We start from the raw sequence: 22,374 nt of genomic DNA, 5'->3' as shown, positions 1-22,374 counted from the left end.
AAAGAAAACTACAGGTGAAATCTAAACGGGAATGGTATCAAAAAAGCGCAATCAGGTGCAGGAAATTGAGAGTTTCATTTATTAAATATAATTTTTATTAGGTGTATTGAGGTAAAGTATTAGATTTTATTAAATAGAAATTATTATGTTTAGAAAACGAATTTCTTTGCGACTACAGGGCTTGAGAGTATTTCTTTTATGTTTACTTCTTCTTGATTCTAATATTATTAAAGCAGATCAGAATTTCATCGATAATTTTCAACGAGAACTTAAATATTATAAGCAAGTTGAGCAAGAGCTTTATGAACTTGTTGGTGTTGAGGAAGATAGAAAATTTACTTTTTATGAAGAGCTAAAGTTTGCTAATTCTATTTGTAAACTCGTTGAATCCAACAATAAATTAAAGAAGATTTTAACGGATAATTTTGATCAGGCTAAATTGATTTTTCCCGAAGTAACTTCTATGAGTGATTTGGAAAAAGAGCTTGAAAAAGAAATACAACCATTTCAGGACATGATTGATAAAGCTGCTAATACTCCATATGAATGCGGTAAGCAGAATTATAAAGAAATTCTTTAGTGCATAATAAAAAACCCGAACCATGTAAACATGATTCGGGCTAGGAGATAGAAGACTGAAAATTAGTCTTCAGATAAAGTCATTAAACTCGCATTACCACCTGCTGCTGCAGTGTTTACGCTAATTGCTCGTTCAATGACTAGGCGTTCTAAAGGAATTTGTTCATTTGCTTGTAACTGGGTAATCCCGACAATTGCGCCTGAACGATTCGCAACTTTAGTTTGCAAGTCTTGCAACTGTTCAACAGAACCATGATGAAGTACTGCATCAAACGCATCTTTTTCAACACTTGAAATCACAGTGATTGCATCTAAGACATCTTTTGGTAAAGACGCTTTGTGTTTTACTAAGAACGCATTGTCTTTCAACACAGCCGCAGTACTGCTGACGGAGAAAATCGCAAGTAATTGTTGAAGCTGGCTTGCTTCATCATTCGCAATCGAAAGCACACGGTGACGAGGCAAGATAATGTATTGGTTGCTTTCACCTGTAGGGCCTTGCAACTCGTAGAACTTGCCTACACCAAATGCTGGAATCGCCGTAATTGCTTGAGGCATGTTTTGGTTTGCCCAAGCCAATAAGCTTTGATAAGCAACATTTGAAACTGCATCAAACTGAGAGATTTCAGCTTTCACCGCAAATGGGGTTGCCAATACTTTCTCTGAACAATGCTCCATCAAACGGTACATATAAAGCGGACCACCCGCTTTAGGACCAGTACCTGATAAGCCTTCACCACCAAATGGTTGCACGCCTACAACTGCACCAACGATGTTGCGGTTGATATATAAGTTACCTACCTCAGCACGTTGGATCACTGTATTAATGGTTTCATCAATACGTGTGTGTAGACCCATGGTTAAGCCATAGCCTTTGGCATTGATACGGTCGATCAATTGCTCAAGCTCACCATATTTATAAGTGATGATGTGCAATACAGGACCAAAGACTTCACGTTCTAGATCGTCAAGGTTTGGCAATTCAATCGCTGTTGGTGGAACAAATGTACCTTGTGCAAGCGCTTGCTGGCTTACTGCATCGTTAAACATCAATTGATGAACAGGGTAGCCCTTAGATTTCATTTTTTGAATATGCGTATCGATGGTTTGTTTTGCTTCAGTATCAATCACTGGACCAATGTCAGTTTTTAAGATTGCAGGGTTGCCTACGATCAACTGTTGCATTGCACCTTTCAACATTTTGATGACTGTTGCGGCGCTGTCTTCTTGCACACATAAGATACGAAGTGCAGAACAACGTTGACCCGCACTGTCAAATGCAGAACTGACGACATCGAGAACGACTTGTTCAGTAAGCGCAGATGAATCTACGATCATTGCATTTTGACCACCCGTTTCCGCGATTAGCGGAATTGGTTGACCATTTGGAGACAAGCGTTTTGCGACAGTCTTTTGCAAAATTTTTGCAACTTCAGTCGAACCAGTGAACATGATGCCTTGAACGCGATCGTCTTGGCTCAATTGCGCACCAACTGTTTCACCGCGACCTGGAAGAAGTTGAACAACGCCGTGTGGCACGCCAGCTTCCCAAAGCATTTGAACTGCTTGAGCTGCAATTAAAGGTGTTTGTTCAGCAGGTTTGGCAATAACACAGTTACCACTCACCAATGCTGCTGCAATCTGACCAGAGAAAATCGCAAGTGGGAAGTTCCATGGGCTAATACACAATACGGTACCCAGTGGTTTTACTTCTGCATTTGCAGGCAAGTTTTCGATTTGTGTCGCGTAATAACGCAAGAAATCGACTGCTTCACGAACTTCTGCAATGGCATTGGCATAGGTTTTACCACTTTCACGGCAAAGCAATACCATCAACTCTTGAATGCGAGATTCCATCAAATCTGCAGCGCGTTTTAAGCAAGCTGAACGTTCTGCTTTATCAGTAACTGCCCAGCTTTGTTGTGCTTGTACTGCTGCTTCAAGTGCCAGTTGTACATCTGCACTGGTTGCTTCATTGACATGACCAACAACTTCGCTGTTTTGTGCTGGGTTTGTAATTGCAATCGCATTGCTTTGATCGTGAACTGTTGATTCAAATCCAAGTAGCGGTGCACTTTTCCATACGTGAGTACGAAGTTTTTGTGCAGTTGCATCTAAGTCTGTTAATGGTTGATCGTTATTGAGATCAAAGCCATTTGAATTTGGACGTAATGGGTAAAGATCATGCGGAAGTGGAATCGCAGGGTGTTTTAAGCCAAGCTGACCTTCATCTTTCGCAGAAGTTTGAATATCTTTGATTGGAGACTGAATCAAGTCTTCAACTTTTAAAGTCTTATCAGCAATACGGTTTACGAATGAGGTGTTTGCACCATTTTCAAGTAAACGACGAACTAAATAAGCCAATAAAGTTTCATGGTTACCAACAGGTGCGTAAACACGACATGGAACACCTAATTTGCCATCTTCTTTTGAACCCACCACTTGTTCGTACAATGGTTCGCCCATACCGTGCAAGCATTGGAATTCGTATTGACCAGGATAGTATTTGCTTGGGTCAGCCAAGGTATAGATCGTTGCAAGTGATTGCGCATTGTGTGTCGCAAATTGCGGATAGACTTGATCTGGTGCAGCAAGTAATTTTTTCGCACAAGCAATGTATGACAAATCAGTGTGTACTTTGCGGGTAAACACAGGGTAATCCGTCATACCATCAATTTGCGCTTTCTTGATTTCGCTGTCCCAGTATGCACCTTTCACCAAACGGATCATCAGGCGCTTGTTACTGCGTTTTGCAAGGTCAACGATGTAATCAACAACGTAGAAACAACGCTTTTGATAAGCCTGAATAACGAAACCAATGCCTTTCCAATCAGCAAGCTTAGGTTCAAAACATAAACGCTCAAGCAATTCGAGGGAAATTTCTAAACGTTCAGATTCTTCAGCATCGATGTTTAAACCGATGTTGTATTGTTTTGCCAAGCACGCAAGTTCGAAGACTTTGTTATAAAGTTCGTGATGAACACGTGCAATTTGTGCACGTTGGTAGCGTGGGTGTAAAGCAGAAAGCTTGATTGAGATACCAGGGCCATCATAAACGCCACGACCATTTGATGCTTTACCAATGGCATGGATCGCTTGAGTGTAGTCGTTATAGTAACGCTCAGCATCATGTTCAGTTAACGCTGCTTCACCCAACATGTCGTATGAGTAGCGGAAACCTTTGTGTTCGAACGGTTTAGCATGTTCAAGTGCTTCTTCGATGGTTTCACCCGTAACGAATTGCTCACCCATCATACGCATTGCAACGTCGACCGCTTTACGGATGATACCGCGACCACTACGTGCTAAAAGACCTGTTAGTACGCTTGATAAGCTGGTTTGCTTCGGTGTTTCCATTAACTTGCCAGTTAACATTAAACCCCATGCAGCAGCATTTACGAACATCAGGTTGCTTTGACCGACGTGATCTTTCCAGTTACCTTGGTTGATTTTGTCGCGGATCAATAAATCACGAGTTGCTGTATCTGGAATACGAAGCAAAGCTTCTGCCAAACACATCAACGCTACACCTTCTTGTGAAGAAAGTGAGAATTCTTGTAGAAGACCTTGAACAATACCCGCTTTACCAGCCGAGCTTTTACGTTCACGTAAATTATGCGCTAGGCTAAATGCAAGTTCATAAATTTTATCGTCAAGATCAGGAGAAATGCTTGCTGCTTCAGCAAGTACAGCGACTGCTTCAGGCTCAGCACGTCGCCAAGCTGTATTAATGCGTTGCTCAAACTCACTTTTTTCTTTAAATTCGGTAATATAACCGTCGATGTGAGCTGTTTCCATTTGTGCGGGAGTATCCAATGTATTCATACTAAATTCCAATAACAATCTCTAGAACATATTGAGTAGAGAGGTTTAGATAATTTATGATTACAGAATGAATCCCGAGTAACTCACTATAATTTACTTATTTTTTAGAGGAAAATTCAGTTGAATGGCCCTATTTATGCGTTAGATCGAACTGATCTGAAAATTCTGGATATTCTTCAAGCAGATGGGAGAATTTCTAATAGTAAATTGGCGGAATTAGTGAACCTTTCACCGACTGCGGTGATGGCTCGCGTGCAGAAGCTGACCAAGGATGAATTTATCTTGGGATATGAGGCAAAACTCAATCCAAATAAGCTTAATGCCAGTTTTTTGGTCTTTGTGGAAGTGTTGCTCGATAAGACCACACCGCACGTATTGGATGATTTTATAGATGCGGTGACTCAATATCCTGAGATTGTGGAATGCCATATGGTCAGTGGTGGCTTTGATTTCTTGATCAAACTGCGGAGTGCAGGCATGGAGGAATTTCGCCGTATTGCGGGGCAAATTTTATGGCAGCTCCCGGGTGTGAAAGAAACACGAAGCTACCCAGTCATGCAGGTGGTGAAAGACAGCTCTAAAATAAAAATTAAATCAAAAACAAAATTTTAAGCAAAAGAAAAGGGGCTTGAAAGCCCCTTAAATTTTTATCAGGATTATTTCATTTCACGCGCATAGATTTCATCAGCTTGTTCGAAGCGACTTGTTACAGCTGCATTTGGTGCTTTACCAAGTAAGCTCACCACAACGATGCTGATCAAGGCAAAAACGAAGCCTGGAATAATTTCATAGATGCCTGTGTAACCGAAGAAGTTTTTCCATAGGATTACCGTCAAAGCACCAACAACCATACCCACCAATGCGCCGTTTAACGTCATACGTTTCCAGAACAATGAAAGAATAATCAATGGACCAAATGCCGCACCAAAACCAGCCCAAGCATAAGCAACTAAGCCAAGAACTTTACTCTCTGGGTTTTGAGCAAGAGAGAGGGCAAGCATTGCAACAGCAAGTACCATTGCACGTCCAATCCAAACCAGTTCTTTTTGCGATGCATTTTTGCGGATAAAGCCTTTGTACAAGTCTTCTGTCAAAGCACTAGAACAGACCAGAAGCTGGCAGCTTAGTGTACTCATGACTGCAGATAGAATCGCAGCAAGGATCACACCAACAACCCAAGGGTTGAATAAAATTTTGGTGAGTTCCATAAATACAGTTTCAGGATTAGCTGTTACTGCCGCTGCAAACTCAGGATGCATTTGGAAATATGCAATACCGATGAAGCCTGAACCAACTGCTCCTGCCAAACATAAAATCATCCATGTCATACCGATACGGCGAGCTGCTGGAATTGATTTTACTGAGTCAGCTGCCATGAAGCGGACAAGGATATGTGGTTGACCAAAATAGCCTAGACCCCAAGCTGCTGCTGAAAGAATCGCAACAACACTTAAGTTTGTCGCAAAATCAAAAGCGTGCGGGCGAACAGATTCAACTACGGCAGTAAACTCTTCCATACCAATGCCTAAAGACATGTAGGTGACGATAGGAAGAAGTAATAACGCAAAAATCATCAAGCCAGCTTGGAAAGTATCGGTCCAGCTAATTGCTAGGAAACCACCAATACACACATAACCAATCGTCGCAAATGCACCTAACCACAAGGCAGTGCTATATGGTAATTGGAATAATGTTTCGAATAAACGTGCACCAGCGACCATGCCAGAAGCACAATAAATTGCAAAGAATACAAGAATAATCAATGCAGATGTGACGCGTAAGATTTTCTTCTGATCATCAAAACGACCAGTAAAATAATCTGGTAAGGTGAGGGCATTGTTTTGTACTTCAGTATGTACACGTAAACGTCCTGCGACCAAATACCAGTTTAGCCATGCACCAATAATTAAACCGATGGCAATCCACGATTCAGATAAGCCAGTTAAGTAAATTGCGCCAGGTAAACCCATGAGTAACCAACCACTCATGTCTGATGCGCCCGCAGATAAAGCGGTTACAAAACTGCCTAGACTTCGGCCTCCAAGAATATAATCGTCAAGGTTTTTGGTAGAAAAATAGGCGTATAAACCGATGCCAAGCATGGCCAGGATATATACCACGAATACAACAACTGTGGGATTAGAAAAATTCATAATGGATGCCTGTCCTTACATATCCATAATTTGCAATCACACCTGAATAGCCAAAAAAATGATTTACTATTCTTGGGATTGATAAGGTCACAGATTCAAGCACAAATGTTTTTTAAAATACTGTTATGTTTGTGTGTAATAATTGTGTGTTTTATGTAACTTTAAATAAGTGTATGAATCTTAATTTTTTAATTCAAAAAATAGGATTTTTTTTCATCAAAAAAACAGAATTCAGTGGTTAAAAATAAATCACAATGTGTTTGAGAGTTACAATTTATAAAATGTACATCTGTAGATTAAGGTAATTAAGTTAAAAACTAAGCAAAAGTAACGACACATAATGTTACAAAGGCAACAATCCAGAGAAATTCCACTATAAAAAAATATAATGTTAAGCAGTTTTGCTAATGAAAAATTAGTCGGAATATTTCATATTAGATCATTGCACCATAAGGGTGCATTGTCTGAGAGAAATGGAAGTGGAAACGGTTCAAACGGCAACGATAAGAATAGAGCATGATTTGCTCGGTGCGAAAGAAGTTCCAGCTGATTGTTATTATGGAATTCATACATTGCGCGCCATTGAAAATTTTAAAATTTCTTCGCAAAAAGTTGGACAAAATGGCTACTTTATTCGTGCATTGGCACAAGTAAAGAAGGCTTCAGCTCAAGCGAACTTAAGTTTTGGTAAACTCACTGAAACTCAAAGTCTGACGATTCAACATGCTTGTGATGTTTTAATTACTGAAACTGAAAAATGGCAAGACTCATTCCCGATTGATATTTATCAGGGGGGTGCAGGTACTTCAATTAATATGAATACCAATGAAGTGATTGCTAATATTGCACTTGAATCATTAGGCCATCAAAAAGGTCAATACGATGTGATTCATCCAAATGATCATGTTAACAAGTCGCAATCAACCAATGATGTCTATCCAACAGCGATTCGTCTATCAACTTACTGTTCTTTGGATGCTTTATTCACGCAAATGGATAAGTTGATTACTTCATTTGAAAATAAAGCAATTGAATTCCGCTATGTGTTAAAGATGGGCCGTACTCAGTTGCAAGATGCTGTGCCGATGACGCTCGGGCAAGAATTTCACGCTTTTGCGACTTTATTAAAAGAAGATGTGCGTTTGATTAAGCGCACACGAGAAATGTTACTTGAAGTGAATTTGGGTGCGACAGCGATTGGCACAGGTGTTAATACACCAAAAGGTTATGCCATCAAAGCTGTATCCTGTTTAAAAGAGATTACAGGTTTGAATCTGGTCGGTGCTGAAGATTATGTTGAAGCAACCAGTGACTGTGGTGTATTCATCATTTTATCCAGTACATTAAAACGCCTTGCATGCAAACTCTCCAAAATTAGCAATGACTTACGGTTGCTCAGTTCAGGACCACGGACAGGTTTAGGCGAAATCCAGTTACCTGAATTACAGGCTGGTTCTTCAATTATGCCTGCAAAAGTAAATCCTGTGATTCCTGAAGTGGTCAATCAGATCGCATTTAAAGTGATTGGTAATGATTTAACCATTACCTTCGCGGCAGAAGCGGGGCAATTACAACTCAATGTAATGGAACCTGTGATTGCAATTTCATTGAATGAATCAATTGAATTGCTTACACATGCAATTCAAAGCCTAGATGAAAAATGTGTACGTGGCATCAAAGCAAATGAACAAGCTTGCCATGATGCAGTGATGCGTAGTGTCGGGATTATTACGCTGCTTGATCCACTCTTGGGCCATGCATTGTGTGATGAAATCGGTAAACAATGTATTGCTGAAAATAAAACTATTCAAGAGGTAGTTTTAGAGCGTGGCCTGCTGACTCAAGCGCAACTGGATGAGATTTTCTCTTTTGAAAACTTGGTTTCAGAAGTCGATGGCATTCCTATAGATTACGTTGCTTAACGTATCAACCTCAAAAAAAGCCCAGTAAATGTACTGGGCTTTTTAGCCAAATCTCTTGAAGTTTTTGATATTAATAACCAACCCATACAGTGCAATTAGGATAGTGCTCTTTAATAGAATAAATAGCTTGTTCTACTCTAATATTATTTGTATGTTCCAAAGAATGAGTAAAAATTGTGATATCGAACCCTGAGCGACGTAAAGTAGTTATTTCATTACTCGATATAACTTCAGCTGATACCCATAGCGGAATGCTATAGGTATTTAGTTTTATAAAACTCTCATACCCTTGACGGTCTGTTGCTAGAAAAACCGAAGAAGAAATTTCCAAGAATTATAAACCTGATTCGTATTCGCTATTTGAAAGTAATTTTTCAACATCAGCCATATTGTCTGGCTTAATCTTATAGATCCAACCCTTACCATACGGTTCATCATTGACAAAGTCAGGATCATCTTCAAGATCAGTATTCACTTCAACCACGGTTCCAGAAACTGGTGCGTGAATATCAGAGGCAGTTTTCACAGATTCAACAATACCTGCTTGTTCGGTTGCGATGACATGGCTACCCACTTCTGGGGTTTCCACATACACTAAATCACCCAACTCATCTTGTGCATGGTCAGTAATCCCTGTTACAACGAGGTCACCCTCAATTCTTACCCACTCATGCGTACGTGCATATTTCAATTCTGCTGGATGATTCATGACAACTCCTTAACAATCTGTCGTATCATTTTTATTTGGTTTATACATGCTTTTCAATAAAAACAAAAGCTTTCGTGAACTTATAAGTAAGGGTCTTTACGCCAGTTACTCGGGCTACGACCACTCCAGCGTTTAAATGCTCGGCTGAAATTCGCGACATCGGAATAACCGAGTTCATCAGCAATTTGCTCCAAACTGTAATCTGTTCGAGAAAGCAAAGAGGTTGCATGACGATAACGGACTTCATCCACAAGCGTAGAGAAGGATGTACCTTCCGCAGCCAATTGGCGTTTCAAGGTACGATCTGACATATGCAAGCGTTCAGCTACACTTTCAATACTCAGATAATGCTGTTCTGAATTGGTTAAAATATCACGCACGCGCATTGCTAAACGACGACGTTCACCCAGTGCAGAGAGTTCAGTTTCACATTGGTTAATAGCAATCTGGCTGGCAATTGGATCTGCATTGACCATTTTTAAGCCAAGATATTTTTTATCGAAGCTAGAAATCAGATGGGGCTGATTAAAACGCACCGTACTGGTTAATCGATCTTTATATTTTTCAAAGCCAGCGGGTTCGGGGAAGTCCAGATCAACTTCACCGCTGAGGTCATCAATTCCGGTTAAGGCTTTGGCCATGGTCATAATACCAATGGTTAAACCTAAAATGATTTCAGAACGCAATGGTTCAACTTCAATATCACATTGTAGTTGTAAAGTTGCTTTAGGACCGAAAGTAGAGAAATATAACTGTAAAAAGGGAAGGCGTAGCTGAATGAAACGGCTTGCTAGCGCAATCGCATCGGTAATGTCATGCGCAGTCATAATGGCATAGCCAATAAAGCCATGAATGGAAATACGCATCTGCGTACCTAGATGAAAGCCCAGTGTGCTTTCACCCGTAAGGCGCAAAGAATGTTTCACCAATTCATTCGCAATCGGTGTTGGAATTCGATAGTTTGGATCAGCCAGTTGTTCGCTGGTTAAGTGAAACGGTGCAAACAATGTTTCATCGCTATATCCCCAGCGAGAAACTACATCTAATAGCAATAAGCCATAGACACCTGGTATTCCTTGATCTTGACGAGTTGAGGTTGTTTTCATGTGCTTTCCGTGGCGCTCATCAATTTTGCCAATATCTTTTAAACATTTAAGTCTTAAACATCTTTACATGAAAAAAAATAATCAATCATAAAAATTGTTGGACAAAAGAGTCACCGAATATTCAAGAATCAAGTTGGTTTTCTAAAGACCATAATTTTGGTTGTCGATATTAATAGCACATCACCATATTGGTTTAAAGCTTGTGTTACATAGCTGACGATACCACGATCATTTTTTGTTTTAGATGGCACAATTGCAGTAATTTCAATCTCTACGTGAATTTTATCGCCAACACGGGTTGGGCGAGGCCAACGTAAGCTTGATTCAGTGCCTAACAGACCACCTGCAACAGGAAAGCATTCTGTCCATAAGCGCATGGTCACTGCAGAAGTATGCCAACCACTTGCGGCTAATCCTTGAAATATGGGATGTTCTGCTGCTGCTTGCTCATCTAAATGAAAAGGTTGGGGATCGTATTGACCTGCAAATTGTTTCACTTCTTCAAGTGTCATTTCATATTCGCGGCTGCTAAAACGATCACCAATATTTAAGTCTTCTAAATACAACATTATTCTGTGTCCTGAGTCACTCGCTGTTCAACTAAAAAACCACCTGTCTGGCGTTTCCATAATTGTGCATACAAGCCATCATTAGCAATCAGTTCCTCATGTGTTCCTTGTTCAGCAATTTGACCTTGATCAAGGACAATAAGGCGATCCATTTGAGCAATAGTAGATAAACGGTGCGCAATTGCAATGACTGTTTTGCCAACCATCAAGTCATTTAAACTACTTTGAATTGCTGCTTCAACTTCTGAATCTAGCGCACTGGTTGCTTCATCGAGGATGAGAATCGGTGCATCTTTGAGGAAAACACGCGATATTGCAATACGTTGACGCTGTCCACCAGAGAGCTTCACACCACGTTCACCAACGTAGGCATCAAATCCAACACGACCTTTCTGATCTGTTAGTTGGGGAATGAATTCTTCTGCTCTGGCTTTTTTCACCGCAAGTTGGACTTCTGCTTCAGTCGCATGTGGACGTCCATATTTGATATTTTCAGCAACGGTGCGGTGTAATAAAGAGGTATCTTGCGTGACGAGAGCAATATTGGCGCGTAAGCTGTCTTGAGTAACATCATGAATATTTTGACCATCAATCAGAATACGACCTTGGTTGATATCGTAGAAATGAAGTAGTAATTGAATCAGTGTCGATTTACCTGCACCAGAACGGCCCACAACGCCAATTTTTTCACCAGGTTTAATGGTTAAGTTAAAATGCTCAATGACATTTTTTTGGTTATAAGCAAAGCTAACGTCCTCAAATCGGATTTCACCATGCTGAACTTTTAATTCAGTCGCATCTTTCTTGTCCTGAATCTGGATCTGTTTGCCAAGGGTGGTCATACCATCCTGAATGGTACCGACATTTTCAAACAGCATGGTGACATGCCACATTAAAAACTCTGCCATACTGTCTAGCTTCAGTACCATCGCCGTGGTGGCTGCAATCACCCCAATGGCAGCTTGTCCTTGTGTCCATAACCAAACTGAAGTGCCAATGACACCAATATATAGAAATGCACTGAGTAAACGAATGCTGATCTCGTATTTAACCCCTAAACGCATTTGTTTATAAACCGTAACCATAAACTCTTGCATAGATTCTTTGGCATATTGGCTTTCACGGCCTGCATGCGCAAAAAGTTTTACAGTTTGAATATTGGTATAAGCATCCGTTATGCGGCCTGTCATAACAGCACGTGAATCCGCTTGTTTTTTGGAAATTTTACCTAAACGGGGGATAAAATAGCTGGCGATCACAATGAAAAAAACCAACCACAACATTAACGGAATTATAAGTACAGGAGAAATGGAGCCTAGTACCACACTAATCGTAATGAAGTAGATCAGTACATAAACCAGCATGTCACCTAGAATCATCCAGAATTCACGCACAGCCAAAGCAGTTTGCATCACTTTGGCAGAAAGACGACCTGCGAAGTCAGTATGGAAGAAGTCTAGGCTCTGTTGTAATAATAAATTATGAAAGCGCCAACGCATGCGCATTGGGAAATTACTAAACAAAACTTGATGTTTCACCACAGATTGCAGGCTGACAAAGAAGATATTGGCAAAAAGGATGCTAATCAGGGTAGTGAGGTTTTGTTGGTTATTTTCTAAGAATGTACTCGGGTGGCTTTGGGTCAGCCAATCGACCAATTTACCTATATAAGAGAAAAATAGCGCTTCGAAGCTTGCTGCAGCTGCAGTACATACAATCAGAATAAAGAGATAAGGGCGGATGCCTTTGGTTGATTGCCAAACGAAAGCAAAAAAAGTTGTTGGTAATGGTTTGTTTAAGTCTTTCGTTGGGTAGGGATCAACTAATTTTTCAAACCATTGCAGCATGCCGCATTTCCTCTAATTATACAGTACGATTCAGCTCACCCCTGTAGGATATCAGAAAAGCTGCCAGAAGATGGTAAAAGAAAATAAATGATGAGAAAGGAAACAGACAACAGATCAAACTTTTATTTTAAGAGAAGAAAACTATTAGATGAATAGATGAAAGAAAGAGTAATGATCTAGTTTATAACGTTAGGGAGATTATTTTAATCACAATCAATAATTATATTTTTGATAATATATTTTTTGTAAATGAAATGACTTCACTAATAGGTAAGGATAGAAATGAGTAATCAAGACAATAAAATAGCTGAACTAGCACAATTAGAAAATGAAGATAAGCAACAACAGAATTCGATAGCACATTCAATTGATGGTAGTTCGATTGATTTAGCTGAAATTGTGGTTGAAATGGGGAAGGGAGTACTCGATGTGGCTTCATCCATTATAGAGAATATAGATATCGATTTTTGATTGAAAAGTTTTTCTTAAAATTAAATTTGTTATGTTTTAATTTTATTCTATTTTATTTGTTTAGTTATTTTTAATATTTAATTTTATTTTCCTAAAAATATCAGGGCTTGTTTTGAAGGCGATTTATTGATCTCTACTGTGGTATAATAGATGAAAATTAATATATAGAAACGGTGATGAAAATAATATCCATAGTTATATTCATGTTTTTATTGAGTATATCTCGTATTACAGATGCCAAGGGTTTTCAAGATGATTACATTAATTTATCTGATGTTTATTTCAAATCCTTAGATGAGCAAATCCAGTTTGAGTATCGTTTAAGAGGAAAGGAAAAGTCGAAGATTGAGCAATTAGAAGCAAAGCAAAAAGAATGCTTGGTGGAACAGAGTAAATTGAAGTTACATAAGTTGATTATTGAGCATTACTCTGATTATGAACACTATATGAAAGGTGTGGCTGACAGTATCTTGGCTAAAAATGAGTTTAGCTTTACTCAAAATGAAGCAGAAAAGAATTATTTAGCACTTAAAAATGAGTTAAAGAAAACCCCATATCCTTGTTAAATAATGAGGTTTTTCTTCTTGAAAAATTAGCTCAAAACAGGTGCTTTGTTTGAGTTTTGCGTCATCTTCTCAAAATATTGTACTGCTGGCGAGCGAGACATATAAGCCAATGCTTGTTCGGTATCGCCTTCATGCACTGGATTAAATTTTGGAGAGGTCCAGCGCAAAGTTGCCTTCCACAAATACTTGATCGTTGGTAAGTTATCTGTTCGAGTCGCCGTCTTTTCGAATTCACGAATAAAGCTAAAGAATCCACGACGCATCAATTTTTGAATATCTTGATGCTCTAAATCTTGTTGCCCAAGACTACGTGCAAAATCGGCAAGGAAGAAAATAAATAGTGGGAAAACACCCATCATGATCACTTGTCGAGAAACGTAAAAACCCAATTTATTGGTAAGTAAGTGTTCAAATAAATCATAAGCCACACAACGGTGCTCAACTTCTTCGGCAAGATGCCAGCGGAATAAGTCAGTCATCGCAGGATCAGCTTTATCCCAAGACTTGCTATCGAGTGTCCATTGCCCAATTGTGCCAGTAAAGTGCTCGATTGCAGCAATAACACCAACTCGGAACAACAACCAGTATTCCTCCAACTTTTCACCCTTGAGGAACGGTATCCCTAAAGGTTTGTCACCGAGAAGAATATTAAAAATAAAGTGAGCACGATTTAATGGATCTTGGATGTCATAACCATTTTCTCTCAAGAAATCTTGTGCTTTTTCATGTGCACGGGCGTGAGCAGCTTCTTGGCGAACAAATCCGATCACTTCTTGTTTTAGGTTTTCATCAGTTACATAAGGGAGTGCTTTATTAAAAACTCGGCAAAACCAAAATTCACCCGCAGGTAATAACATATTGATGCCATTGGCAATGTGAGAGCATAGCGGATCATTTGGTATCCAACAAACTGAAGACTCTGAAAAATCAAAATGCACTTTTCTTGCTTTTAGTTGATGATTTTCTGTGATCATACCTGTCACCCAATATAAAATTACGAATCAATTTGAATAAGTAGTTTTTAGCATTGAGTAAAATTGTTCACCATGTGCTTATAGGACAAAAATAAGGTTTCAATCGATTTTAAGGACAAAACATCAAGGTTTTTACTTGGCGATGAGTTTAAAACCAGACATAAAAAAACCATATCTATTGAAGATATGGTTTTAATAAAATCAATCAAGCAGTCAATCTATGACTTAGCAATTAACCAAAGATTTGTAAGATACTCTGAATAACTACAACGTTTACCAGATCAATAAAGAATGCACCGACAAGAGGAACAATCAGGAATGCTTTATGTGAAGGACCATACATGTTGGTAATGGCTTGCATATTTGCAATCGCATTTGGTGTTGCCCCCATACCAAAACCACACAGACCAGAAGCCAGTACTGCTGAATCGTAGTTTTTCCCCATCACACGGAATGAAACATAAACTGCAAAGACCCACATTGCGATAGACTGAGCAATCAACAAGATGATCATTGGAACTGCAAGGTCTGCGAGTTGCCAGAGTTTTAATGATACCAGTGCCATGGCGAGGAAAAGTGCGAGGGCAGTGTTACCAAATACATCAATTGAACGATCAAAGATTTCTTGTTTTAAGCCTGTTTCTAACACATTACGTAACAGAATACCGCCGCCTAATGCCCAGACAAAGGTAGGCAATTCAATTGCAGTACCAATCGTCAGGTTCTTCATTGTTTCTGCAAACGCTAGCGCAAATGCAAACATACCTAAGGTGACAATTGCGTTGTCCGCAGTGATCAAACGAACTTTCTGTGGTGCTTCAAATGTATATTCGCTATCAGTAAGCGGGGCATCTTTATTTTCTTCGCGTATTTCAGCGTTTAAAGGTGACGCCAGATTATGCTTACGAATAAGATAACGCGCTAATGGACCACCCATTAAACCACCGACCACCATACCAAAAGTTGCACTTGCAATACCCATTGGTAATGCGCCTTCAACTGCATATTTGGTTTCAAAAATTGGGCCCCACGCACCTGCAGTACCTAAGCCACCGACTAAGGCAATTGAACCTGCAACGACGCCCATCAATGGATCAAGGCCTACGGCAGAGGCAATTGCCATACCAACGCCATTTTGAATGATGACAAAGAAGGAAATTGCAATTAAGAAGATGATTAATGGTTTGCCACCTTCTTTGAGTTTGGCGAAATTAGCACTTAAACCAATGGATGCGAAAAACATCAGCATAAAAGTGTCTTGCATTGGCTTATTTACAGAAATTGTATAACCCGCAAATTGATGGATTAAGTAAAAAATAATTGCGCCGACTAAACCACCTGCAACAGGCTCTGGGATATTGTATTTTGTTAAAAACGGGATGTGCTTGTTTAAAATGCGTCCTACATAGAGGACCAACACCGCTAGCATGAGCGTATATGTTGGATTAAGAATGAAATCCATAGATATCCTTAAAGTATGAACCGTCAAGAGAGTAAAAAGGCTCTCTTAGATCGCTAGAGTAAATTAAAAAAAGCAGCTTTAAAATATGTGATCTGCTTAACAATTAAACATTCTTGTCATGGACTCTGTAATAGTCGATATACCGATTCATAAAGCGTAAAATTCCAGTAAATTTAAGCATTTAATTTAATGATTTTTTATTTGAGATTGGATGTTGCTGCCATGGATTTCACATGAAATTGAGAAAAATTATTTTTTGTCTGAATGGGATCTAAAAGGATACTTTTTATACGCTTGCTGCAGCATAATTTAGAATTTCAATCATGAATACGCTAGAAAAATGCAATATCAAGATGCTCTTATCGCGCAGGAACCATAAAATTGCAGAATTCATAAGAAGTTACATTTCGTAGCTTAAATCCCGCAAAGCGCTCTACAATAAAAACAGAAAACGAATCGTTTATTTTGAAAAAGTGAATATATTTATTGGCTTAATTTTTTATTGGTTGTCTAGGTTACTTAAATGAATAAAAAGCATATTATTTTATCTTTACTTATCGGTTTAGTTGTTGGTGGTTTAATCGGTTCATTCGGTTATTCGAAGACTGCAGCACGTTATGATGCAATGACTACAGCTTGTGTCATGATGAATCAAGCGGTTGAAAATGAATTATTAACGCCAGAACAAGTTAAACAGTTAGGCATACTGACTGGACAAAGTCTTAAGAAAGACTATCAATCTGTCGCTTCCAAATTTCAGTTTTCTGAAAAACAGCTGGCAAATGCTTCTGCAGGTTCAAATTGTAGCCAGTTTATCGTTGGGATAAACGAAGCGAAATAATTTTGGTAAAAAAAAGCCCACTTCATGTTGGGCTTTTTTAACTTTAGAAATATATATGTTGGTTTTATAGTGTAATAGAAAAAGAAAATGCCCTAACTTACAGAGTAGGCGTATACTGTATATACATATTAGAATCATAAGGAACCAAAAAATGCTTGTTAAATTTGCAGTCCGATTCATGGGTGTTTTATTCACAGTATTGGCTCTCGTCGCGCTTGTGATTCATTTCTTCTTTTCTAGTAAGTTGACTACGGATTTATGGATTATCATGGTTCCGATTATTCTTGGTGTTCCAATGCTCACTTCCGTCATTGTTGCTAAAGATGATGAATTAAGTATCCAATAGAATTTATGTTTAATTGTATAAAAGCTTATCAAATGATGGGCTTTTTATTTTTATGTGGTATAAAAATAATTCCAATAATAAAGGAGCATAAAGTGTTTTTTTCTCAACTTGTTCAAAATTTAGATCGTGAGTATGAATTATTCATAAACTCTCAAAGCTATCAATCCTATAAAAACAGTGACATACAAATCAAAGCATTATTTTTGAGAAATGCGCTAAAAGCAATTAAATATCCGCATACTAATTTCATTCCTTTAGGAGCAGGTCTTTATAAGTTGCGGAATTTTGATCATTTTGAACTGGATATTAACTTGTTTAATACACCTCAATTTAGCAATAAAACAGCTTTTATTGATTGGATTTCTAGACGCTTAGATAAAGAGATTTATCGCTAAAAAAAATGAAAAACTTGGTAACGATTTTGCTTTTGAAGGATTAACCAGACCTTAGTTGATTAAAAGTATTCATTTTATCAAGTTTTTTGTGTTTGATTATAAAGTGTAGATGGGTGCCTATCAGAGAATATAGATGACAGATATTACTGTAGTTGAAGGGGATGCCATTTATCTCGACTGCTAGAGCTGTGTGGTTAAATATTTGAACAATGAAAAAATTTATTAAGAATAATGCACCTATTTTTGTTCTTATCTTCATAATTATTGGTGGCTTCGTTTACGCATTTAAAGTGGATGATCGTATTCTTGTTCCGAGTATAGGCCAGACTGATTTGCAATGTGCTGGTGTTGCTGTACCAAATGAAATTAAATACGGTGATGGAAATTTTTTCTGCTCATGTATTCGATTAAGTAACCATCAAACAGCTCAAGAGCGTTATAACTACTGTGTGAATAAATTCACGAAAACGACCAATTAATTTACCAAATATCGGTTTCTCATTTTTATTTATAGTCTTTAAACAAAAAAGATTTTTTAAAAATTAAAAAATAAATTATTCTCTAAACTCTTAAATTTAAATAAAAATAGGCATTAGGATGAAAAAAATATTTGTCGGGGTGATGGGGGTAACTATATATCTCATGGGCGTAAATGGTTGGGCAGATGCTCCTTTACAAGTCAATTATGGCGCACCCCAAGAACTTGGGCAGCGGACAATCCAACCTTTAGATCAGGGTTATCGCAGTCAGACGAGTAGCGGAATTCAGACTTCTGTATTTGCAGAATATTATGGCTCTAGATTGCAGTCGGATGCGATTGATGGTCATGAGAAATTAAATGGTTTTGGTACAGGCGTTACATTTACAGCCTTGGATACCTTAAGTACAACATTTGGATTGAATTACCAAAAAAGTTCAGATTGGCATAGCACTGAAATTAATGTTAAAGGTGGCTATAAATTTTATAATCAAAACAACACTTATGCGAATGCAAGTATTGGTATTGGTTATGCATGGCTTGATGCAGATGACTATGATACTAAACTACGCTATGTAACTCTGCCGATTGATTTTGAATTAGGTCACTATTTTCAAAAGGATATTGCAGGCTATGCAGGGCTTGGATATAAATGGTTATACATCGAAAACTTTGATGACGTATGCACAGGTTATTTTTGTGAAAGCACAGCATCTGATGTGCTAGACCTGGATGGGATCACTTATAAAGTGGGTATTCGTTACAATTTCTAAGAATCCTTTTTTCAATAAAAGAGCTCGTCACAAGATGAGCTTTTTTATTGATCAGATTCAGTTTAGCTTTACATAAAGTCGAAATAAGTGCGTTCTTTTTAATCAATCCTTACTCATGCAAACAGTCAAAAAATCATGATCGCTTAATATAAAGATTCAGTGATTAAAGAGAGCATTTAAAAAATGACAAATACTTTTGAATATAAACAAAAAAATTTAAAAACTACTCCCGCAGTAAGCATCCAAACTTCAATGATTAATCGTTTTAGTCCAAAGTACTGGCGTATTGATGGTCCACAAACAATGTCTTTTGCGATCACCAATTATGGGAATGGCTTTGAAGCATCATTTCGCTCACGTACCACAACCGATCTTGCAGGGATTATTTGGGATTCGTATGACGCGAAAGACCATAAATTTTTGGCTTATGAAACCAAGTATGATTACAGTGGTGTGATTTGGGATTTTGATATTGAACTCTCGGCATCTATGCCGATGTTAAATAATCCAACATTAACACCAACACTTACTGTGCAATACAAAGCCAATGGTGAGGACAAGGTTGCTTACATTGTCTTGTTTAACTATGCAAATCAGCCAGCATCTCGCTCGGCACATATTCATATCGATTGGAATACAGTCAAAGCAGGATTTTCAGCAACAGAGTCTTTTCCAGTCACCAATATTCAGCGAATTTCTTTCTCTGGATTTAGCTCAAGTTACAATGCTCATTCAACTCAACCATTGGCACAAGCTGAAGATGGCTATATTCGCTTAACAAATTCGGTAACCACAGGGCCAAATGCTAAACTTACGCTCAAACGCGTTTCTGTTCCGCAACATGACTACGGCATCTGTACCAGCTACGATGATCATTATGATCTGAATCCACAGCGATTGGTCGATAATATGCAGGCTTTGGGCTATCACGGTTTGATCAATCATTATTGTGGTATGTCAAAGTATCCTGAGATGTCTTGGAACAGTAGTATTAATAAATGGCAAATTCCTGATACGTTGGTGAATAACCAAGCTGTTGTAAATCCGTGTACACGTAAATGGCATGAACGATTTTCGCAGGCTCTACAAAGCGCAGGGATGCAACCTGTATTTGGCGTGAGCTTTGAAATGTACTCGTTGGGTGCAAATGAGTTTTGGGCACAACGCGATTGGAATAGTAATTTAGGTCGTACCGGTTACGAGCCGCCTAGTTATTTTTTCAGCCCTTGTGATCAAAATGCTTTGGCTTATCTACATAAAGCATTTATTGAGTTTGCAGATACGATGGTCGCTGGTAGCTGTCCCGTGAATATGCAGATTGGTGAACCATGGTGGTGGTATAACCAAGGTACTGATTTGCCTTGTGTCTATGATTTTCCAACCAAATTGGCATTTAATGCAGACACAGGTTTATATGCGCCAGATTTGGGAACGATCTATGATGCTGTTCATAAAACTGGTACGCCATATGATGAGTTTAAAGCTTGGTTACGCGATAAACTAGGACAGACATGTCGAGATATCCGTACAGTGATTAAAGCCAAGTATCCAACAGCAAAAGTGTGTCCATTGATTTTCTTTCCAACGATTCGCACCCCGATTGAAACTTTGGCGACAGATATCAATTATCCAAGCGAGCATTATAGCTATCCGAATTTCGATTACATCATGACGGAAGCCTATGACTGGATTTTGGAAGCCCGTTTAGGCTTGGCACATCAAGCTGTTGCAGAGATTCCAACACAAGATTTGAACTATCCAGCAGATAAAGTGGCTTATTTAGCAGGGTTTGTACCTGATACCTCAATTGCTCACCTCTATGGATTTGATAACACCAAGCCTTATCGAACACCAATCTGGCAGCGCGTATTTGGAGATATGAACAATAATAATCCTTTAGGACTGATGAAGCAGTTTATCTGGGCTTATCCGCAAGTAATGCAGGATTCTGTCACTATTGATACTGTACAGGCACCGAACGGATTTTTTGTTGAAAATACACTGTATACGCCAATTAGTGACGATACGCCGTATCCACCTGAAATTTATTTATAATTAATACCTGAGCTGGAAGTGGTTTTTTAAATGAAAAGCCACTTCTATTTTTATCCTTTGCCTAATTTTGAAATAAGATGATTTAAATCACGGAGTGAGTGCTGAGGAAAAATCTATAGAATTTTTTGCTCGATCATCTACGGTTAAATTTTTCTTACCCAACAGGTACAAAACATATCTGCGGTGTCGTACTTTAATGATAAATTAGAACAAATGACCCGCAATGGCGGATTTCTATGAATTTATGGTATGCAGTATTGTTATGAAAATCAGAATTCTATCTCTAGGCTTAATCTCAATCTTATTTGTAGGTTGTAACAAGCAACCCGAAGTTAAAAGTGAGCAAGCACAAGAAAGTTTTGAGGTCGTGGACAATAAAATCTCCGAATACATGGACATTTTGGATAATCCTGATACACCAAAGCAAGAGCAGACACGTGTACTTTGCAAAGATTATCCTAATCTATATGAATCAAAGTATATTCCTGCTTTACTAAAACTGGCACCCAAGGACTATAGCAAAGAGAAGTTGATGTCTGATTTAAAAATATCGACTGATTATTATGCTGAAAAACTGGATATCAATTGTCAATAAACAGCTTGTGAGAGGAGATTTTCCTCTCTCAGTTTTAATCATCAGACATTTTCTAATATTTAGAGTCGGTATTTACGCTCATTTAATTATTTTAAATAAGAATTAATCTCATCTTGTGCTAATATCAGCCGTTTATAAATGCATAGATCTAAAATAATATCATGATGAAGAAAATTGTTTCGATTACATCAATTTTGATGTGCAGTACATATGTTTATGCGCTTGAGTCTGACTTTCAGCAGTCGATTTATATTGAAGCTGCGGATACGCTTTATAGCCCAAATCAAAGTACTTTTTCGGCTTCTAATATCCAAATTAAACAAGGTACGATTGATATCCAAGCGGCTAAAGCCATAGGAACTCTGAAAAATGACCAACCTTATCAACTGACGCTAACTGGAAGTCCTGTCAGATTTCAGCAAAAAGTGAGTGAGGAAAAGGGAATGGTTTATGGTAAAGCCAATCGTGTTGAGTACAACACTACAGCAACTGAAATTTTATTAAAAGGCAATGCGTCCATTATCATGGATGGGTCAAGTATTTCAGGTGAAACGCTAAGATATAATTTAACGATTGGTGATGTTGAGGCTCGTGGTAGTTCGAATAAACGCGTTCAGATGGTTCTTCCACCTCAGAAAAATGTAGAAATGAAACCACTTAAAATTAGTCGGTGAATTGGGGGAGAAGAATGCCGCGAAAGGTTGCTGT

The 22,374-nt window shown here is 38.4% G+C and carries 22 protein-coding genes; 13 read left to right on the top strand and 9 right to left on the bottom strand.

Translation table 11 applies throughout. The features are described from left to right. Positions 1-145: 145 nt before the first annotated feature. Positions 146-580: a hypothetical protein gene (locus tag FPL17_RS06700; protein WP_159884104.1), complete on the top strand. Its 435-nt coding sequence runs from the start codon at positions 146-148 to the stop codon at positions 578-580. 62 nt (positions 581-642) lie between these two features. Here the strand turns inward: FPL17_RS06700 and putA are convergent, their stop codons facing one another. After that, positions 643-4,404 (bottom strand): trifunctional transcriptional regulator/proline dehydrogenase/L-glutamate gamma-semialdehyde dehydrogenase, encoded by a 3,762-nt coding sequence (putA, locus tag FPL17_RS06695; RefSeq protein WP_159884102.1) that lies wholly within the window; start codon positions 4,402-4,404, stop codon positions 643-645. 120 nt (positions 4,405-4,524) lie between these two features. Between putA and FPL17_RS06690 the strand changes: the two genes are divergently transcribed. Continuing rightward, on the top strand, positions 4,525-5,016 hold the full coding sequence (locus tag FPL17_RS06690) for an Lrp/AsnC ligand binding domain-containing protein (protein WP_005152404.1): 492 nt from the start codon (positions 4,525-4,527) through the stop codon (positions 5,014-5,016). A 44-nt stretch (positions 5,017-5,060) separates the two neighbouring features. Here FPL17_RS06690 and putP read toward each other — a convergent pair whose 3' ends face one another. After that, positions 5,061-6,557: a sodium/proline symporter PutP gene (gene putP / locus FPL17_RS06685; RefSeq protein ID WP_159884100.1), complete on the bottom strand. Its 1,497-nt coding sequence runs from the start codon at positions 6,555-6,557 to the stop codon at positions 5,061-5,063. Between the two features lie 473 nt (positions 6,558-7,030). On the opposite strand from putP, the gene aspA reads away from it, so the two are divergent. Then, positions 7,031-8,479: an aspartate ammonia-lyase gene (aspA, locus tag FPL17_RS06680; protein WP_159884098.1), complete on the top strand. Its 1,449-nt coding sequence runs from the start codon at positions 7,031-7,033 to the stop codon at positions 8,477-8,479. A gap of 70 nt (positions 8,480-8,549) precedes the next feature. On the opposite strand, the gene FPL17_RS06675 is transcribed toward aspA, so the two are convergent. From FPL17_RS06675 to FPL17_RS06655, 5 genes are all read right to left on the bottom strand, one after another. Next, on the bottom strand, positions 8,550-8,810 hold the full coding sequence (locus tag FPL17_RS06675; protein ID WP_159884096.1) for a hypothetical protein: 261 nt from the start codon (positions 8,808-8,810) through the stop codon (positions 8,550-8,552). 3 nt (positions 8,811-8,813) lie between these two features. Further along, positions 8,814-9,188, bottom strand: coding sequence for a glycine cleavage system protein GcvH (gene gcvH / locus FPL17_RS06670; RefSeq protein WP_159884094.1), 375 nt, complete (start codon positions 9,186-9,188; stop codon positions 8,814-8,816). Between the two features lie 80 nt (positions 9,189-9,268). Then, positions 9,269-10,294 carry an AraC family transcriptional regulator gene (locus tag FPL17_RS06665; RefSeq protein ID WP_159884092.1) on the bottom strand — a complete coding sequence of 342 codons (1,026 nt, stop codon included), beginning with the start codon at positions 10,292-10,294 and terminating at the stop codon, positions 9,269-9,271. Between the two features lie 128 nt (positions 10,295-10,422). Continuing rightward, on the bottom strand, positions 10,423-10,863 hold the full coding sequence (locus tag FPL17_RS06660; protein ID WP_004807678.1) for a MaoC family dehydratase: 441 nt from the start codon (positions 10,861-10,863) through the stop codon (positions 10,423-10,425). Continuing rightward, positions 10,863-12,710, bottom strand: a complete 1,848-nt coding sequence (locus FPL17_RS06655) for an ABC transporter ATP-binding protein (protein ID WP_159884090.1) — start codon at positions 12,708-12,710, stop codon at positions 10,863-10,865. Before FPL17_RS06655 ends, FPL17_RS06660 begins: the two co-directional genes overlap by 1 nt. A gap of 282 nt (positions 12,711-12,992) precedes the next feature. Between FPL17_RS06655 and FPL17_RS06650 the strand changes: the two genes are divergently transcribed. Next, on the top strand, positions 12,993-13,181 hold the full coding sequence (locus FPL17_RS06650) for a hypothetical protein (protein WP_159884088.1): 189 nt from the start codon (positions 12,993-12,995) through the stop codon (positions 13,179-13,181). 203 nt (positions 13,182-13,384) lie between these two features. Beyond that, positions 13,385-13,747 (top strand): hypothetical protein, encoded by a 363-nt coding sequence (locus tag FPL17_RS06645; protein WP_159886814.1) that lies wholly within the window; start codon positions 13,385-13,387, stop codon positions 13,745-13,747. 26 nt (positions 13,748-13,773) lie between these two features. On the opposite strand, the gene FPL17_RS06640 is transcribed toward FPL17_RS06645, so the two are convergent. Then, positions 13,774-14,721, bottom strand: a complete 948-nt coding sequence (locus FPL17_RS06640; protein ID WP_159884086.1) for a metal-dependent hydrolase — start codon at positions 14,719-14,721, stop codon at positions 13,774-13,776. Positions 14,722-14,953: 232 nt separating this feature from the next. After that, complete coding sequence (gene gltS, locus FPL17_RS06635; protein WP_005316044.1) at positions 14,954-16,183, bottom strand: sodium/glutamate symporter; 1,230 nt, start codon at positions 16,181-16,183, stop codon at positions 14,954-14,956. A gap of 523 nt (positions 16,184-16,706) precedes the next feature. On the opposite strand from gltS, the gene FPL17_RS06630 reads away from it, so the two are divergent. The 8 genes from FPL17_RS06630 (at position 16,707) to lptA (ending at position 22,340) form a co-directional block, all read left to right on the top strand. Beyond that, on the top strand, positions 16,707-17,024 hold the full coding sequence (locus tag FPL17_RS06630) for a hypothetical protein (RefSeq protein WP_159884084.1): 318 nt from the start codon (positions 16,707-16,709) through the stop codon (positions 17,022-17,024). 151 nt (positions 17,025-17,175) lie between these two features. Beyond that, positions 17,176-17,370 (top strand): hypothetical protein, encoded by a 195-nt coding sequence (locus FPL17_RS06625; protein WP_005316042.1) that lies wholly within the window; start codon positions 17,176-17,178, stop codon positions 17,368-17,370. Between the two features lie 92 nt (positions 17,371-17,462). Next, positions 17,463-17,765 (top strand): hypothetical protein, encoded by a 303-nt coding sequence (locus FPL17_RS06620; RefSeq protein ID WP_159886813.1) that lies wholly within the window; start codon positions 17,463-17,465, stop codon positions 17,763-17,765. 290 nt (positions 17,766-18,055) lie between these two features. Beyond that, the gene (locus tag FPL17_RS06615; protein WP_228277597.1) at positions 18,056-18,244 is read left to right on the top strand and encodes a hypothetical protein; all 189 of its coding nucleotides are present in this window, start codon (positions 18,056-18,058) and stop codon (positions 18,242-18,244) included. A gap of 118 nt (positions 18,245-18,362) precedes the next feature. Next, complete coding sequence (locus FPL17_RS06610; protein WP_159884080.1) at positions 18,363-19,016, top strand: hypothetical protein; 654 nt, start codon at positions 18,363-18,365, stop codon at positions 19,014-19,016. A 183-nt stretch (positions 19,017-19,199) separates the two neighbouring features. Beyond that, positions 19,200-21,071: a non-contractile tail sheath protein gene (locus FPL17_RS06605; RefSeq protein WP_159884078.1), complete on the top strand. Its 1,872-nt coding sequence runs from the start codon at positions 19,200-19,202 to the stop codon at positions 21,069-21,071. A gap of 262 nt (positions 21,072-21,333) precedes the next feature. After that, positions 21,334-21,666: a hypothetical protein gene (locus FPL17_RS06600; RefSeq protein WP_032864504.1), complete on the top strand. Its 333-nt coding sequence runs from the start codon at positions 21,334-21,336 to the stop codon at positions 21,664-21,666. A 161-nt stretch (positions 21,667-21,827) separates the two neighbouring features. Further along, positions 21,828-22,340: a lipopolysaccharide transport periplasmic protein LptA gene (gene lptA, locus FPL17_RS06595; RefSeq protein ID WP_159884076.1), complete on the top strand. Its 513-nt coding sequence runs from the start codon at positions 21,828-21,830 to the stop codon at positions 22,338-22,340. The last annotated feature ends 34 nt before the right edge of the window (positions 22,341-22,374 follow it).

It is taken from the genome of Acinetobacter dispersus (assembly GCF_009884975.1).
GTDB classification, from domain to species: domain Bacteria; phylum Pseudomonadota; class Gammaproteobacteria; order Pseudomonadales; family Moraxellaceae; genus Acinetobacter; species Acinetobacter dispersus.
The sequence above is the reverse complement of the archived record's forward strand: the minus strand, read 5'-3'. Positions and strand labels throughout refer to the sequence as shown.